Here is a 16,661-nt window from a genome sequence, read left to right as displayed (position 1 = left end):
GCGGAACGAATGAAAGATGCGCAAACGGAAAAAAGTTTACTAGATTTGCTTGCGCTTCTGAATTGGCTCCCTATAATGCGCCTCCATCAACACGGCGCTGTGAACACACAACCGGGTCGATAAAGAAAGAGAAAACGCTTTAAAATAAACGTTGACTCTCAAGGTGGAAAGCGTAACATACGCCACCTCGCGAAGCGGTTAAGGCCGCAACGCACTGCTCTTTAACAATATAATCAGACAATCTGTGTGGGCACTCACAAGACCGTATCTTAACGATATAAAAAAGTCTTGAAGAGTGAACAACAGTAAATTCATTACGAATAAACAGTTTTAATTCTTTGAGCATCGCTGACGAGTTCAGCAAATCAAACAAATCTTAAATTGAAGAGTTTGATCATGGCTCAGATTGAACGCTGGCGGCAGGCCTAACACATGCAAGTCGAGCGGTAGCACAGGGGAGCTTGCTCCCCGGGTGACGAGCGGCGGACGGGTGAGTAATGTCTGGGAAACTGCCTGATGGAGGGGGATAACTACTGGAAACGGTAGCTAATACCGCATAACGTCTTCGGACCAAAGAGGGGGACCTTCGGGCCTCTTGCCATCGGATGTGCCCAGATGGGATTAGCTAGTAGGTGAGGTAATGGCTCACCTAGGCGACGATCCCTAGCTGGTCTGAGAGGATGACCAGCCACACTGGAACTGAGACACGGTCCAGACTCCTACGGGAGGCAGCAGTGGGGAATATTGCACAATGGGCGCAAGCCTGATGCAGCCATGCCGCGTGTGTGAAGGCCTTCGGGTTGTAAAGCACTTTCAGCGGGGAGGAAGGCGGTGAGATTAATCTCATCGATTGACGTTACCCGCAGAAGAAGCACCGGCTAACTCCGTGCCAGCAGCCGCGGTAATACGGAGGTGCAAGCGTTAATCGGAATGACTGGGCGTAAAGCGCACGCAGGCGGTCTGTTAAGTTGGATGTGAAATCCCGGGCTTAACCTGGGAACTGCATTCAAAACTGACAGGCTAGAGTCTTGTAGAGGGGTAGAATTCCAGGTGTAGCGGTGAAATGCGTAGAGATCTGGAGGAATACCGGTGGCGAAGGCGGCCCCCTGGACAAAGACTGACGCTCAGGTGCGAAAGCGTGGGGAGCAAACAGGATTAGATACCCTGGTAGTCCACGCTGTAAACGATGTCGATTTGGAGGTTGTGCCCTTGAGGCGTGGCTTCCGGAGCTAACGCGTTAAATCGACCGCCTGGGGAGTACGGCCGCAAGGTTAAAACTCAAATGAATTGACGGGGGCCCGCACAAGCGGTGGAGCATGTGGTTTAATTCGATGCAACGCGAAGAACCTTACCTACTCTTGACATCCAGAGAATTTGCTAGAGATAGCTTAGTGCCTTCGGGAACTCTGAGACAGGTGCTGCATGGCTGTCGTCAGCTCGTGTTGTGAAATGTTGGGTTAAGTCCCGCAACGAGCGCAACCCTTATCCTTTGTTGCCAGCACGTAATGGTGGGAACTCAAAGGAGACTGCCGGTGATAAACCGGAGGAAGGTGGGGATGACGTCAAGTCATCATGGCCCTTACGAGTAGGGCTACACACGTGCTACAATGGCGTATACAAAGAGAAGCGACCTCGCGAGAGCAAGCGGACCTCATAAAGTACGTCGTAGTCCGGATTGGAGTCTGCAACTCGACTCCATGAAGTCGGAATCGCTAGTAATCGTAGATCAGAATGCTACGGTGAATACGTTCCCGGGCCTTGTACACACCGCCCGTCACACCATGGGAGTGGGTTGCAAAAGAAGTAGGTAGCTTAACCTTCGGGAGGGCGCTTACCACTTTGTGATTCATGACTGGGGTGAAGTCGTAACAAGGTAACCGTAGGGGAACCTGCGGTTGGATCACCTCCTTACCAAGAAGATGTGTGTTAAGTGAAGTGCTCACACAGATTGTCTGATGAAAATACTGAGCAAGCGCACCTGTTGATGTAATGAGTGTTAACTCATGCTGACGCGATAGTGCCGGATTTTTAATTCGGTACGGATTTTTCGTGTCCCCATCGTCTAGAGGCCTAGGACACTGCCCTTTCACGGCTGTAACAGGGTTCGAATCCCCTTGGGGACGCCAATCCGATAATGAGTGAAAGACATTATCATGAATATCTTAAAGATGATTCTTCGGAGTCATGTTTACGATATTGCTCTTTAACAATCTGGAACAAGCTGAAAATTGAAACATGACAGCTGAACATGCATGACGGCCTTCGGGTGTGTCGTGGTGAGTCAGTCTGTCAATGAGTCTCTCAAATAATCGCAGCGCGATGATGAATCGAAAGAAACATCTTCGGGTTGTGAGGTTAAGCGACTAAGCGTACACGGTGGATGCCTAGGCAGTCAGAGGCGATGAAGGGCGTGCTAATCTGCGATAAGCGTCGGTAAGCTGATATGAAGCGTTATACCCGACGATACCCGAATGGGGAAACCCAGTGTGTTTCGACACACTATCATTATGTGAATACATAGCGTAATGAGGCGAACCGGGGGAACTGAAACATCTCAGTACCCCGAGGAAAAGAAATCAACCGAGATTCCCCTAGTAGCGGCGAGCGAACGGGGAGGAGCCCAGAACCTGAATCAGTTTGTGTGTTAGTGGAAGCGTCTGGAAAGTCGCACAGTAAAGGGTGATAGTCCCGTACACAAAATGCACAAGTTGTGAGTTCGATGAGTAGGGCGGGACACGTGACATCCTGTCTGAATATGGGGGGACCATCCTCCAAGGCTAAATACTCCTGACTGACCGATAGTGAACCAGTACCGTGAGGGAAAGGCGAAAAGAACCCCGGCGAGGGGAGTGAAATAGAACCTGAAACCGTGTACGTACAAGCAGTGGGAGCCTACTTGTTAGGTGACTGCGTACCTTTTGTATAATGGGTCAGCGACTTATATTCTGTAGCAAGGTTAACCGAATAGGGGAGCCGCAGAAACCGAGTCTTAACTGGGCGTTAAGTTGCAGGGTATAGACCCGAAACCCGGTGATCTAGCCATGGGCAGGTTGAAGGTTGGGTAACACTAACTGGAGGACCGAACCGACTAATGTTGAAAAATTAGCGGATGACTTGTGGCTGGGGGTGAAAGGCCAATCAAACCGGGAGATAGCTGGTTCTCCCGAAAGCTATTTAGGTAGCGCCTCGTGAATTCATCTTCGGGGTAGAGCACTGTTTCGGCTAGGGGGTCATCCCGACTTACCAACCCGATGCAAACTACGAATACCGAAGAATGTTATCACGGGAGACACACGGCGGGTGCTAACGTTCGTCGTGAAGAGGGAAACAACCCAGACCGCCAGCTAAGGTCCCAAAGTCATGGTTAAGTGGGAAACGATGTGGGAAGGCATAGACAGCCAGGATGTTGGCTTAGAAGCAGCCATCATTTAAAGAAAGCGTAATAGCTCACTGGTCGAGTCGGCCTGCGCGGAAGATGTAACGGGGCTAAACCATGCACCGAAGCTGCGGCAGCGACGCTTAGGCGTTGTTGGGTAGGGGAGCGTTCTGTAAGCCGTTGAAGGTGGCCTGTGAGGGTTGCTGGAGGTATCAGAAGTGCGAATGCTGACATAAGTAACGATAATGCGGGTGAAAACCCGCACGCCGGAAGACCAAGGGTTCCTGTCCAACGTTAATCGGGGCAGGGTGAGTCGACCCTAAGGCGAGGCTGAAAAGCGTAGTCGATGGGAAACAGGTTAATATTCCTGTACTCGGTGTTACTGCGAAGGGGGGACGGAGAAAGCTAGGTTATCCGGGCGACGGTTGTCCCGGTTTAAGCGTGAAGGTGGGTGACTTAGGTAAATCCGGGTCATCGTTAACACTGAGGCGTGATGACGAGTCACTACGGTGATGAAGTAACCAATGCTACGCTTCCAGGAAAAGCCTCTAAGCTCCAGGTAACATCAAATCGTACCCCAAACCGACACAGGTGGTCAGGTAGAGAATACTCAGGCGCTTGAGAGAACTCGGGTGAAGGAACTAGGCAAAATGGTGCCGTAACTTCGGAGAAGGCACGCTGGCGCGTAGGTGAAGTCCCTTGCGGATGGAGCTGAAGCCAGTCGCAGATACCAGCTGGCTGCAACTGTTTAATAAAACACAGCACTGTGCAAACACGAAAGTGGACGTATACGGTGTGACGCCTGCCCGGTGCCGGAAGGTTAATTGATGGGGTCAGCCGCAAGGCGAAGCTCTTGATCGAAGCCCCGGTAAACGGCGGCCGTAACTATAACGGTCCTAAGGTAGCGAAATTCCTTGTCGGGTAAGTTCCGACCTGCACGAATGGCGTAATGATGGCCAGGCTGTCTCCACCCGAGACTCAGTGAAATTGAACTCGCTGTGAAGATGCAGTGTACCCGCGGCAAGACGGAAAGACCCCGTGAACCTTTACTATAGCTTGACACTGAACCTTGAGCCTTGATGTGTAGGATAGGTGGGAGGCTTTGAAGTGTGGACGCCAGTCTGCATGGAGCCAACCTTGAAATACCACCCTTTAATGTTTGATGTTCTAACGTAGGCCCGTAATCCGGGTTGCGGACAGTGTCTGGTGGGTAGTTTGACTGGGGCGGTCTCCTCCCAAAGCGTAACGGAGGAGCACGAAGGTTAGCTAATCCTGGTCGGACATCAGGAGGTTAGTGCAAAGGCATAAGCTAGCTTGACTGCGAGAGTGACAGCTCGAGCAGGTGCGAAAGCAGGTCTTAGTGATCCGGTGGTTCTGAATGGAAGGGCCATCGCTCAACGGATAAAAGGTACTCCGGGGATAACAGGCTGATACCGCCCAAGAGTTCATATCGACGGCGGTGTTTGGCACCTCGATGTCGGCTCATCACATCCTGGGGCTGAAGTAGGTCCCAAGGGTATGGCTGTTCGCCATTTAAAGTGGTACGCGAGCTGGGTTTAGAACGTCGTGAGACAGTTCGGTCCCTATCTGCCGTGGGCGTTGGAAGATTGAGAGGGGTTGCTCCTAGTACGAGAGGACCGGAGTGAACGCACCACTGGTGTACGGGTTGTGATGCCAATTGCATTGCCCGGTAGCTAAGTGCGGAAGAGATAACCGCTGAAAGCATCTAAGCGGGAAACTTGCCTCGAGATGAGTCTTCCCTGGACACTTGATGTCCCTGAAGGGCCGTTGAAGACGACGACGTAGATAGGCTGGGTGTGTAAGCGTAGCGATACGTTGAGCTAACCAGTACTAATGACCCGAGAGGCTTAACCTTACAACACCGAAGGTGTTTTGTGGGTGATGAAAGACTCATAGAGAACGATATTCAGCTTGTTCGAAGATTGGTTCTGATGGTTGTGCGATACAAAAGAAAAGTAGAGCATAACGGTTGGAATGAAACAGAATTTGCCTGGCGGCGATAGCGCGGTGGTCCCACCTGACCCCATGCCGAACTCAGAAGTGAAACGCCGTAGCGCCGATGGTAGTGTGGGGCTTCCCCATGTGAGAGTAGGGAACTGCCAGGCATCAAATTATACAGGTGCGCTGATATGGCTCAGTTGGTAGAGCGCACCCTTGGTAAGGGTGAGGTCCCCAGTTCGACTCTGGGTATCAGCACCAGTTATTTGGGTTAATGTTCGGCTTAAAAAAGAATTTACCTGGCGGCGATAGCGCGGTGGTCCCACCTGACCCCATGCCGAACTCAGAAGTGAAACGCCGTAGCGCCGATGGTAGTGTGGGGCTTCCCCATGTGAGAGTAGGGAACTGCCAGGTTTCAATTAAGAAGAAGGCCATCCTATTAAGGATGGCCTTTTTTCTATTTCAATATATTAGATCCTTCTTTTTACCTAAATAAAACCTCTATTTATCTTCTTCGCTGTCAAATTAATAATTAACGTATTGTTTATTAAAGATTCATTTATCTATATCCCCGCTAAATACAATAAAGCCGCAGAGTTACGTCGCTACATTAATAAATTATTACAATCAGGAACTTTTTGCCTCAGGGTTTAAGTACTGTTTTACTATAGCGGGCATCGTTTTATGCCCGGAAAAATAGGAGAATAAAATAAGATGACTGAACTAACAGAAAATGCAAAAGATACGCGCCAGCGCATCCGAGCTATAGTTGGCGCTTCATCGGGTAATTTGGTTGAGTGGTTTGATTTTTATGTTTATTCCTTTTGCTCAATCTATTTTGCCCATATCTTTTTCCCTTCGGGAAATACCACGACTCAACTACTACAAACCGCAGGGGTTTTTGCAGCAGGCTTTTTAATGAGACCGATAGGCGGTTGGCTTTTCGGTTATATTGCTGACAAGCATGGTCGTAAAAATTCAATGCTAATTTCGGTTTGCATGATGTGCTTTGGATCTCTGGTTATTGCCTGCCTACCGGGATATGAAAGTATTGGTACCTGGGCACCGTTTTTACTGTTATTAGCCCGTTTATTTCAGGGACTTTCTGTTGGTGGAGAATATGGAACCAGTGCAACGTATATGAGTGAAGTCGCGGTTGAGGGAAGAAAGGGTTTCTATGCTTCTTTCCAATATGTCACGCTGATTGGCGGTCAATTGTTGGCGCTGTTAGTGGTTGTCATATTGCAGCAGATTCTGAGCGATGAAGACTTACGGGCGTGGGGATGGCGTATTCCTTTTGCTCTCGGCGCTATTTTGGCAATTGTTGCACTTTATTTACGCCGCTCTCTCAATGAAACATCTGATAAATCAACTCGCGAACACAAAGATGCCGGCTCTCTTGCTGGATTGTGGAAACATCGCCGCGCCTTTATTACTGTTCTGGGGTTTACGGCCGGTGGTTCTTTAGCTTTTTATACGTTCACCACTTATATGCAAAAGTATCTGGTGAATACCGCGGGGATGCATGCGAAAACCGCCAGCGGGCTAATGACGCTTGCTCTGTTTATCTTTATGCTGCTGCAACCGTTCTTTGGTGCGATGTCGGATAAAATGGGGCGCCGTAGTTCAATGCTCTGCTTCGGTGGGCTTGCTGCACTGCTGACGGTTCCCATTCTGACGGTTTTACAGAGTGTGACGAGCCCTGTTCTTGCTTTCTCTCTGGTGATGCTCTCACTGATTATCGTCAGTTTCTACACGTCGATCAGCGGCATTTTAAAAGCAGAAATGTTTCCGCCAGAAGTCCGTGCGTTAGGCGTAGGTTTATCTTATGCAGTGGCTAATGCACTGTTTGGTGGGTCTGCTGAATATGTTGCACTTTCGCTGAAATCATTTGGTATGGAAACGGCTTTCTTTTGGTATGTCTCAGCGATGGGGGCGGTTGCGTTTATTGTGTCATTAACGCTACATCGTAAAGGCAAAGGGATGAAGCTTTAGTGTTCAGATAATTGCCATAATGCATAGCCGGTGGTTGCACCGGCTATATCCCAAACAAGATCTTGCCAGCTCCATCCTGTCCCGCCTTCCCGACTATCATAAAGCTCTTTTGCCATGCCTACGCTGATTGCCACCATAATGCCGAATCCCCCGCTACGATCTGCACTCCAGCGCTGATGAGTACCATATTCATACCCGGCTGCGCTGATGGCGGCTGAGGCGAGAAAGTGTTGGGCTTTATCCTGCCCTGTCCAACGATCTTGCGCGATATGGCTACATCCCGAGCAGCAAAGTATTGCGGCAATACATAGTACGCGCATAGCTTTCCCCATAATAAAAAACCCCGGAAGCCGAGGTTTTTTAAAGTATAGCGCGAGTTTTAGAGAATACGACTAATGAGCCGGTCGATACGAATACGGCGCAGACGTCGTATAAGCTTACGGACTTTCACTGGATATTGCGCGATGCTTTCCAGTTCCATATAGCTTTTTACAACCTGGGTGTGCGTTCTTATCGTGTCCAGCTCATCCAGACGTTGCTGCAACAGTACTTGCTGAGGATCGTGAATCAGTATGGCGTTTTCCAGATCCAAGCGCCACGCGCGTGGGTTAAGGTTGTTTCCCGTCAGCAACTGCCACTTATCATCCACCCACATGCCTTTCAGGTGGAAGCTGTTATCACCGTCTTTCCATAGCCGCACAACAAGCTGCTGATTCTCAATATAGCGCTCCAGACGACTCAGGAAACGGCGAAGGTTGATCTCGTAGAGATACGGCAATGCGCCGATGATTTTGAAGGGCTGGTCTTCTGGAATATAGAAATCGTTAGCGGTTTTATCGCCGATAATAATTTCTACTTTTTTGCCGTCCCGCAATAGTCGGATGATATTTCTGACCAGCAGAGCGGGTAGGTTGAAATACGGGGTACAGATGACCAAATGTTCATTAGCGCAATACATCAGGTGATGTATGGTCTTATTCAACGGGCTTTGCTTACCTAACCCGACCAGTGGCGTGACGGTTAATTCGTTCGCATTTGCGCTGTGTTCAGGGGCGATATAATTGGCGGTACGTAACGCCTGACGGAATTGTTTGATATCATTTTTGATCTCCAGACTCTTCGGACGATCGGTATGATCTAACCGTTGTACTGCCGGAGCCGACAGCATTGTCTGGATATATTGCACCATCGTCTCAGCCAATACTGGGTTATGAATTAGCTGATAGCGGTCATAACGGTATTTCTGATGTTGATGCAGGTAAACATCATTCAGGCTGGCTCCGCTGTAGATGACAGTGTCATCGATAATGAACCCTTTCAGGTGCAGCACGCCCAACGCTTCACGTGTGTTGACCGGAATACCGTAGATAGGGAAATGCGTATCTGGATGTTTTTTCGCCATATCGCAATACCAATCGGCATTGGTATTTTCTGCTGCCGCACCGATTCTGCCACGCTGAGCACGATGCCAGTCTACCAGAACGCGAACATCCAGCTCCGGGCACTGCCGTTTGGCTTCATAAATTGCGGATAGAATTCCCATGCCGCCATCATCACGCTCAAGATACAACGCCACGATATAGATGCGTTTCTTGGCGCTTAAAATGGCGTTAATCAGTGTCGTGCGGAAAAGCTCAGGCGAATGCAATGTCTGAACATCATCTGCGTTCTGAGGAATTCTGGGCAGTTGTGCAAGGTGCTGTTGGTATTTATTGCGTTTAAAATTTGACAGCATCACAGTGCGTTTCTTCTCTCATCAGTTTATACCCATCATACTTCGAGCTGTGCCAGGGTATATGACCTTCTGGTCATTATCAAAAGTTAAGGAGTAGCCGAATAGGCGATAATACCATTACTTTTCGGCTGTAGTGAGTCTGTTTTGCCGTTGGCCGATATCCCATTCCCATTGTAAGAGCCATGTTACGTCTTCCGCTCACTCCTTCAACGGTAATTCCAGCGTCACAATGCCTTCTTCTAATTGTACGTCGATGTGAAAACCGAGTTTTTTGGAAAGCTGAATCATACCTTGATTATGCGGCATGGTAATGCCCGTCAAGCGTGAGAGGCCATGTGCTTGAGCGTAATCAATCAGCTTTTCCAGTAGTCGTCTGCCAAGGCCGAGTCCTTTTAGATCGGATCGTACCAGCACGGCAAATTCCGCATCCGTATTATCTGGATCGGAAATCGCGCGCGTTACGCCTATAATCTCAGTCTCTTCTCCGATCTGGCGCACAGCAACGAATGCCATCTCACGATCGTAGTCAATTTGTGTCATATTGGCTAAGTCTTCGTGAGTAAATTCATTAATTTCGCTGAAATAACGGTAATACAGATCTTCCTTCGTCACTCTGGCAATGAACGCGCTGAGCAGCGGTTCATCTTCCGGCAAAATTGGCCGGAACAGGCAAACATCACTATTTTTAAGGACGACCGTTTCTTCTAGCTCATGGGGATAAGGGCGGATTGCCAGCCTCGACTGCGGATCGCCACTGAACGGCGTCAGATGCAGTGTGACATCCAGTAGCGTAAAGGTATCTCCTGACGCGAGCAGAGGATGAATATCTAGCCGGGAAATTTCAGGGCAGTCGAGAATCAGATTGGAAACCTGAACCAGCAAGCGGCTGAGCGCGGGAATATCGAGCGGGCGCAACGCGCTGTATTCCCGAATCTTGCCGCCTTTCACTGCCTGCAATACCAAATAGCGAGCCAGCGTCATATTCAGTGGGGGCAGTGCGACGGCAGCCTGCTTTTCTCGCCACTCAACGCCACCTTCTCCCAGCATAATCAATGGGCCGAAAACGGGATCTTGTTCAACGGCAATCCTAAGTTCTTGCGCACCAGCACGATTTGCCATGCTCTGCACCAACAGGCCGTAAATGCGCGCCTGCGGATAAGTGCGCTTCACCCGGTCAAGAATCGCCTCTGCCGCCTGTTGGACTTCTGTGGCCGTTCGCAGGTAGAGCATGACCCCCTGAACTTCCGATTTATGTGGAATATCTGGCGATCTCAGCTTAATCGCGACCGGATAGCCAATTTGCTCGGCGATATGAACGGCTTCTGCACTGTCGCCAGCAATCCAGGTGGGTAACGTATCCAAACCATAGGCTTGTAGGATCGGCTGGACTTCATGCGTATCGAGTTGAGTCACGCCGTCTGACAGCGCCTGATGAATCAGCGCATGTGCCTGACTGGCGTTGATGCCTAAATTCAGCGGCAGTGCTGGGGTTTCCTTTAGCTGTTTCTGATTACGCCGATATTCGACGATATGCATAAATGCCGTAACTGCGCCTTCCGGCGTACGATAGGTCGGAATGCCTGCGTCGTTAAACAAGCGTCGTGCTTCCTGCGAGGAGAATTCACCGCACCAGTTGGTCAGCAGCGTAATTCTTTTCCCACGCGGATGTTGTTGGAAGAGCGTAATCAATTGCGCAGCGCTATCGGTACTGGGTGCGGCGGCGCTGGGGGCGTGAATGATCAAGAGTGCATCGACTTCATCGCTGTCCAGTAATACCGAAACTGCTGCCTGATAGCGGGCTGCGGTCGCATCATCACGCAGATCGAGTGGATTGCCAATAGTGACGGTTGGCGGTAGCGCTTCCTGTAGTGCTTGTTGGGTCGCCTTGCTGAGCTGTGCCAGCTTGCCTTGTCGGCTGAGGAGCTGATCCAGCGCCTGTGCGGCGGGCGACGCACCGTTGCTCACCAGCATCAAGCGTTCACCGCGCAGCGGCCGCAGGTGGCTTAAGGTTTCCACCGCGGAAAAAAGCTCATGCGTATCCCGTACCCGCAGTAAGCCTGCGCGTTGAATGGCGGCGTCATAGGCGGCATCCAGGCCGTGGCGCTGGTCATTCAACAACTGCTGCGCCTGCTGGCTACGACCGCTTTTTATCACCAGTATCGGTTTATTTCGGGAGGCGCTGCGGGAAGCGGAAAGAAAGCGACGCGCATCGCAGATGTGTTCCAGATGCAACAAGATCGCACTGGTTTTGCCGTCGCGTGCCAGAAAATCTAACAGGTCATCGACATCGATATCCAGGCTGTCGCCCAACGCGATAAAATAGGAAAAGCCAATACCGCGCTGCTGCGCCCAGTCCAGTATCGTATTGGAAACGGCGGCCGACTGCGAAATAAATGCCAGCTTGCCTTTCATGATGGGAACGGGAGAGAAACTGGCGTTCAGGCCTTGCCAGGGAGCGAGTAGCCCGAGACTGTTAGGACCAAGCAAGCGCATGTGGTAGCGCACGGCGCAGGCCTTTAACTCGCTGAACTGGGTCGGCGGTGCGGAGAGGATGATGACGGTTTTACAGCCTTTTTGCCCCAACGCTTCCAACAGCGTCAGATTGCGGCTGGCGTTTGTACAAATTACAGCAAGGTCAGGCGTCATGGGCAGGCTGGCGACAGTGGGGTAGGCCAGCACGCCACAAACGGCACGATATTTTGGCGTAACAGGTAGTACGGGGCCGCTGAAATGGCCGTCCAGCAGATTTTTCATCATCAGAAAACCGGCTCTTCCCGGTTTTTCTGATGCGCCGAGAACGGCGATAGACTTAGGGCGTAACAGTGCTTCCAATCCGCGCTGGCTCATGCGTCACTCCTTCACATCAATCCCCTTTGATACTAAACGCTTTCTGCCGCTTGTGCTGTGACGATGGGTAAACTTTCCCGCAAACGGTGGTGCGATTTCCCCGCCAGGTAATGCTGTCGGAAACGATCAAAATGCTGTGATAGCGCGTCGGCCGCGACAAGATCCCCCGCCTGTGCGAGCAGGGCAATGGCGATCTCGGCGGTACAGTGCTGCCCGGCGCTGCTGGCCTCACGCAGTTGATAGCGGGAAAGTGCCTCTACATTCAGCGACAGAATTGGCAGGTTATCCAGGTAAGGGCTTTTGCGGAACATTTTACGTGCTTCCGGCCAGGTGCCGTCGAGCAAGACAAATAGGGCCGGCTTTTCTGTTGCGGGAAGTTGTTGAAGTACCTGACGTCCTTCTTCCGCCGCATCGGCAAGGAAGACCAGATAGGGCTGAACATCTGGGTCTTGCAGCGTTGCAAGCAACTCGGGATCGGGATCGGTGCGTGACCAGCGAAACGCCTGCGTATCGGGCAGAATATCGGCGATGAGACGTCCGGTATTGCTTGGTTTTAATGGCTCGGTATCAAACATCACCAGACACACACGGCTGCGGGATTGCTGTGCCTGAACGGTGTGGCACAGGCAGTTAGTTTCGGGTAATAAACACTGCTGACAACGAACTACGCGGCAGCCACGGGCGCGAAACGGTTTGGTTGACTGCTCAAGACGTTGCTGACGCAGGCGGAGTACGGCATTGTTGTTCACGAAAGGGCGGTTGAGCATGAAATAGATGACGCCATGAGATTCTGCAACGAACCCGCTCCATTTTAATTATTGGGAAGCAGGTTCAGAAAGACGACATTCTAATCGACAGACGGGTTGACCAAAAGAGGCGAGGCAATAATGCCTCACAGTTTTCTACAGTGATTCATCCAACCACTCCTCAAACTGCGCTTTCGGCAGCGCGCCGTTGAGAATGTCGACCATCTGACCCTGTTTGAAGATCATGAGTGTAGGGATACTGCGGATACGGAAACGTGCGCTGAGTGATGGTTCGGCTTCAGTATTGACCTTAATAAAGCGGATTTTCCCGCTCCGCTCCTGTGCGACGTTTTCAAACACAGGGGCAAAGTTAACGCAAGGGCTGCACCAGGGTGCCCAGAAATCGACCACAACGGGAAGATCGTCCTGTAACAGCTTATCGAGCGTTGTTTCTGTCGCATTGATGACGTCACCGCTGAATAAGGTTTCTCCGCAACGACCACATTTTGCATGGTCATCAATACGCGCTTCAGGCAGGCGATTGGTTGTTTGGCAAGATCCACATACCGTATTCATAACAGGGCCTCAGATAAAAGGGCTAAAATAAAGATGTCGCTGATAAAATGCGCGTAATACGGCATTGGAACGTCAACGGCATGTTGCTTAAGAGTGAATAAATTATGGTGGGGAGACATTATGGCAACAACGTGGTTTGCCCAATAGCTACAATAGCTTCTGACTGTTAGCGCTCTTTTACCACAAGCGTGTGGCTAAGCGGGTGTACATAAGGTAATCTTCGCGCCCAGCGCGTAGGTGGAGAGAACAATGAGCGATTCATTCAATAGTAAAAGCGGCAAAGTCCGTGTGATGTACGTCCGCAGTGATGATGAGGGCGAGAAAGAGAATAAAAACAAGCGCCCTGCTGACAAAGATCGCCGTGGCGATCGGCGTGATGGTGGTGGCTCTCGCGATCAGCGTGAAAAGCCGAAGCATCCGCGTGATGTTAACCCGCGTTATGCCCGGGAAAACCCGTCCCGCGACGGTGATAGCAGTGCTAAAACGCCATGGGGCAATAAAGATCGTAACGAACGCAGCGGCGATCGTCCTCGTCGCCCGCGCGGTGAAGATACGGGGGGTTATGAATCACCGTGGAAAACCGTGTCTCGTGCGCCAAGCGATAGCGATACGCCGGATCATGGCGGTATTACTGGCAAGAGCCAGATCGATCCTGAGCAACTGCGTCGCCAGCGTCAGGAAGAAACGCGTGTCTACGGTGAAAATGCCTGTCAGGCGCTGTTTAAAAACCGCTCTGAAGTGATCGTTCGTGCCTGGTTCCTGCAAGAAGTGACGCCGCGTTTCCGCGATGCACTGCGCTGGATGGCGGCAAACCGCAAGGCTTATCACGTTGTGGAAGAGGAAGAGCTGATTAAGGCTTCCGGTACTGAGCACCACGGTGGCGTCTGTTTCCTAATTAAAAAGCGTCAGGGACTGGATGTGCGAGAGTATCTGAAAACGGTTGGCGAGAGTGACTGTGTGCTGGCGCTGGAAGATGTGGGTAACCCGCACAACCTCGGCGGTATTATGCGTAGCTGCGCGCATTTCGGTGTGAAAGGCGTGCTGGTTCAGGATGCTGCACTGCTGGAATCCGGTGCGGCGGTACGCACGGCAGAAGGCGGTGCGGAACACGTTAAAGCGATCAACGCTGACGATTTCCTGTCTGTACTCGCTGAATTCCGTCACGCAGGCTACACCATCGTGACCACCTCGAGCCATAAAGGGACCGCACTGTCGAAAGCGACGCTTCCGGCGAAAACCGTGATTGTGCTGGGTCAGGAAGGCGATGGTCTGTCGGATAGCGCTTGGCAACAAGGGGACGTGAAAGTCTCTATCGGCGGTACTGGTAAGGTTGAAAGCCTGAACATTTCAGTCGCAACGGGCATTTTGCTGTCCGAGTGGTGGCGGCAGAACCAAGCTTGATATCACGTGCCGATTCTCAGAGGGCAATCCCCCTCTGAGAAGGCATCACCACGGATGAGAGAACGATCGATGAAGCAGAAAAAGCAGAAAGTTGTCGCGATATCGTTACTGTTGGGTGCATTGCTGGCAAGTGGTTGCAGTTCGTTGCCACGTTCATCCACTGCTGTTGCCGCAGCACCAAGCGCTGATGTATGCCAGATTGGCGACAAACAGGTACAAACTACGCTGTATTTTGGTTTGAATCGTCCTGCTGGCCCGGTGATTTCTGATGCCGAGTGGAAAGCATTTCTGGACGGTGAGGTGACGCCACGTTTTAAAGAAGGGCTGACGGTGTTTGATGCTAAAGGACAATGGCTGGGGAACAATGGACTGGTTGCCAGAGAGAACAGCAAGGCGCTGATGTTGATTCACGGCGCCGGTAAAGAACGTGATATTGAAGCGTTACGTACTACCTACAAATCACGTTTTGCGCAGGAATCCGTCATGCGGATTGATGCACCCGTCTGCGTCGCGTTCTGATTTTTTCATCAGCCCCTTTTCAGGGGCTGATGATATTGTCAAAAATCATCGCGATGAGATCGAGATACTCGGGGCTACCACGAGGTGAGGCGTCCCTGCGGGAACCTCATCCCCGTGTTTCCCCTAATATGTGACTCTGTCATTAGTATGATGGTTTTTAACCTATCTATTTATGATAAAGGACTACAGCACCAGTCCCGCTACTGCCGCAGACAGTAAGCTCACCAGCGTAGAACCGTAAACCAGCTTCAGACCGAAGCGCGATACCACGTTGCCCTGTGCTTCATTCAGTCCTTTGATGGCGCCCGCGATAATGCCGATTGACGCAAAGTTGGCGAAGGAAATCAGGAATACGGACAAAATGCCCAAGCCGCGTGGCGACATCTCTGCCGCGATTTTCTTCAGTTCAATCATGGCAACGAATTCATTGGCCACCAGTTTGGTTGCCATAATACTGCCCGCATTCAGAATATCGGAAGACGGAATGCCGATCAGCCAGGCCAGCGGTGAAAAAACATAGCCCATGATAGCCTGGAAACTAATGCCGAAGACGGTGCTGAACAGCGCATTAACGGCGGCAATCAAGGCCACAAAACCGATTAACATCGCCATAATAATCATCGCGACTTTAAAACCAGCAAGAATATATTCCCCCAGCATTTCAAAGAAGCTCTGGTCTTCATGCAGCTTTTCCAGCTTCAGCTCCGGTTCGTCGTCAGGCTGGTAAGGGTTGACGATCGACAGAATAATAAAGGTACTGAACATATTCAGAATCAGTGCTGCAACGACATACTTAGCGTCCAACATAGTCATGTAGGCGCTGATGATTGACATGGAAACCGTTGACATCGCTGTCGCGGCCATCGTGTACATCCGCCGTGGTGACATATCAGCGATGATGCCTTTATAGACGATAAAGTTCTCCGATTGCCCAAGCATCAACGTACTCACGGCGTTAAATGACTCCAGTTTCCCCATTCCGTTAACTTTGGACAGCAGTGTGCCGATGCCTTTGATGATTAGCGGTAAAATGCGCCAGTGCTGCAAAATTCCAATCAGCGCGGAAATAAAGACGATAGGACAGAGTACGTTGAGGAAAATAAAGGAAAGTCCCTGTGCGTTCATCCCGCCAAACACAAAATCGGTCCCCTGGTTGGCGAAAGATAATAGCTTTTCAAACAAACCGGCAAAGGAGCTAATCGCGTTAAGCCCGATGCTGGAATGCAAAAGGAAATAGGCCAGTAAAATTTCAATCACCAGCAGTTGCACAATAAAACGCAGTCGGATGCGTTTTCTGTCGTGACTGACGAGTAAGGCCAGTAAAAAAATGGCGGTCGTTGCCAAAATGAAATGTAAAACCTGTGACATAGAAGAACCACTCAATCCCCGAATAAAAGAGGCGCATTGTAATCGGAATGTGAAAATATGTTTATCCCGAATCTGTAAATCCTTATTCGCTATCGCGCTATAACAATTGGGGAAACAGTCGATTAATCAGGGAAAGGTA

General features: G+C 50.7%; 9 protein-coding genes, 2 tRNA genes and 4 rRNA genes. 9 read left to right on the top strand and 6 right to left on the bottom strand.

Annotated features, from left to right (window positions below; genetic code table 11):
- The first annotated feature begins 378 nt into the window (after positions 1-378).
- The 7 genes from E2566_RS16685 (at position 379) to E2566_RS16655 (ending at position 7,330) form a co-directional block, all read left to right on the top strand.
- Positions 379-1,911: ribosomal RNA gene (locus E2566_RS16685) — 16S ribosomal RNA — on the top strand.
- 140 nt (positions 1,912-2,051) lie between these two features.
- Positions 2,052-2,126 (top strand) — tRNA-Glu (locus tag E2566_RS16680).
- Between the two features lie 227 nt (positions 2,127-2,353).
- Positions 2,354-5,252 (top strand): 23S ribosomal RNA (locus tag E2566_RS16675).
- A gap of 134 nt (positions 5,253-5,386) precedes the next feature.
- A 5S ribosomal RNA gene (rrf, locus tag E2566_RS16670) occupies positions 5,387-5,502 on the top strand.
- Between the two features lie 18 nt (positions 5,503-5,520).
- Positions 5,521-5,596: transfer RNA gene (locus E2566_RS16665), tRNA-Thr, on the top strand.
- A 37-nt stretch (positions 5,597-5,633) separates the two neighbouring features.
- Positions 5,634-5,749, top strand: a 5S ribosomal RNA gene (gene rrf, locus E2566_RS16660).
- The 16S, 23S and 5S rRNA genes sit together here with 2 tRNA genes alongside, the layout of an rRNA operon.
- Before the next feature lie 300 nt (positions 5,750-6,049).
- Entirely contained in the window at positions 6,050-7,330 is a 1,281-nt protein-coding gene (locus tag E2566_RS16655) for an MFS transporter (RefSeq protein ID WP_107171035.1), read from the top strand.
- Here E2566_RS16655 and E2566_RS16650 read toward each other — a convergent pair.
- The 5 genes from E2566_RS16650 to trxC form a co-directional block, all read right to left on the bottom strand.
- A complete protein-coding gene (locus tag E2566_RS16650) occupies positions 7,327-7,650 on the bottom strand; it encodes a YfiM family lipoprotein (RefSeq protein WP_107171038.1) in 324 nt (107 codons plus the stop codon). The two genes, E2566_RS16655 and E2566_RS16650, sit on opposite strands and share 4 nt — an antisense overlap.
- Before the next feature lie 59 nt (positions 7,651-7,709).
- Positions 7,710-9,065: a CDP-diacylglycerol--serine O-phosphatidyltransferase gene (pssA, locus tag E2566_RS16645; RefSeq protein WP_107171034.1), complete on the bottom strand. Its 1,356-nt coding sequence runs from the start codon at positions 9,063-9,065 to the stop codon at positions 7,710-7,712.
- Positions 9,066-9,263: 198 nt separating this feature from the next.
- Positions 9,264-11,912 (bottom strand): bifunctional acetate--CoA ligase family protein/GNAT family N-acetyltransferase, encoded by a 2,649-nt coding sequence (locus E2566_RS16640; RefSeq protein WP_107171033.1) that lies wholly within the window; start codon positions 11,910-11,912, stop codon positions 9,264-9,266.
- Positions 11,913-11,944: 32 nt separating this feature from the next.
- Positions 11,945-12,679 carry a tRNA-uridine aminocarboxypropyltransferase gene (locus E2566_RS16635; RefSeq protein ID WP_107171032.1) on the bottom strand — a complete coding sequence of 245 codons (735 nt, stop codon included), beginning with the start codon at positions 12,677-12,679 and terminating at the stop codon, positions 11,945-11,947.
- A 135-nt stretch (positions 12,680-12,814) separates the two neighbouring features.
- Entirely contained in the window at positions 12,815-13,234 is a 420-nt protein-coding gene (trxC, locus tag E2566_RS16630) for a thioredoxin TrxC (RefSeq protein ID WP_107171031.1), read from the bottom strand.
- Between the two features lie 249 nt (positions 13,235-13,483).
- Between trxC and E2566_RS16625 the strand changes: the two genes are divergently transcribed.
- Together E2566_RS16625 and E2566_RS16620 are read left to right on the top strand one after the other, a co-directional pair.
- Positions 13,484-14,635, top strand: coding sequence for a tRNA/rRNA methyltransferase (locus E2566_RS16625; protein WP_107171030.1), 1,152 nt, complete (start codon positions 13,484-13,486; stop codon positions 14,633-14,635).
- 69 nt (positions 14,636-14,704) lie between these two features.
- Positions 14,705-15,154 carry a DUF3574 domain-containing protein gene (locus tag E2566_RS16620; RefSeq protein WP_107171029.1) on the top strand — a complete coding sequence of 150 codons (450 nt, stop codon included), beginning with the start codon at positions 14,705-14,707 and terminating at the stop codon, positions 15,152-15,154.
- Positions 15,155-15,337: 183 nt separating this feature from the next.
- On the opposite strand, the gene E2566_RS16615 is transcribed toward E2566_RS16620, so the two are convergent.
- The gene (locus E2566_RS16615) at positions 15,338-16,522 is read right to left on the bottom strand and encodes a NupC/NupG family nucleoside CNT transporter (protein ID WP_107171028.1); all 1,185 of its coding nucleotides are present in this window, start codon (positions 16,520-16,522) and stop codon (positions 15,338-15,340) included.
- Positions 16,523-16,661 lie beyond the last annotated feature (139 nt).

The sequence above is a fragment of the Pectobacterium punjabense genome, assembly GCF_012427845.1.
GTDB lineage: Bacteria > Pseudomonadota > Gammaproteobacteria > Enterobacterales > Enterobacteriaceae > Pectobacterium > Pectobacterium punjabense.
The sequence above is the reverse complement of the archived record's forward strand: the minus strand, read 5'-3'. Positions and strand labels throughout refer to the sequence as shown.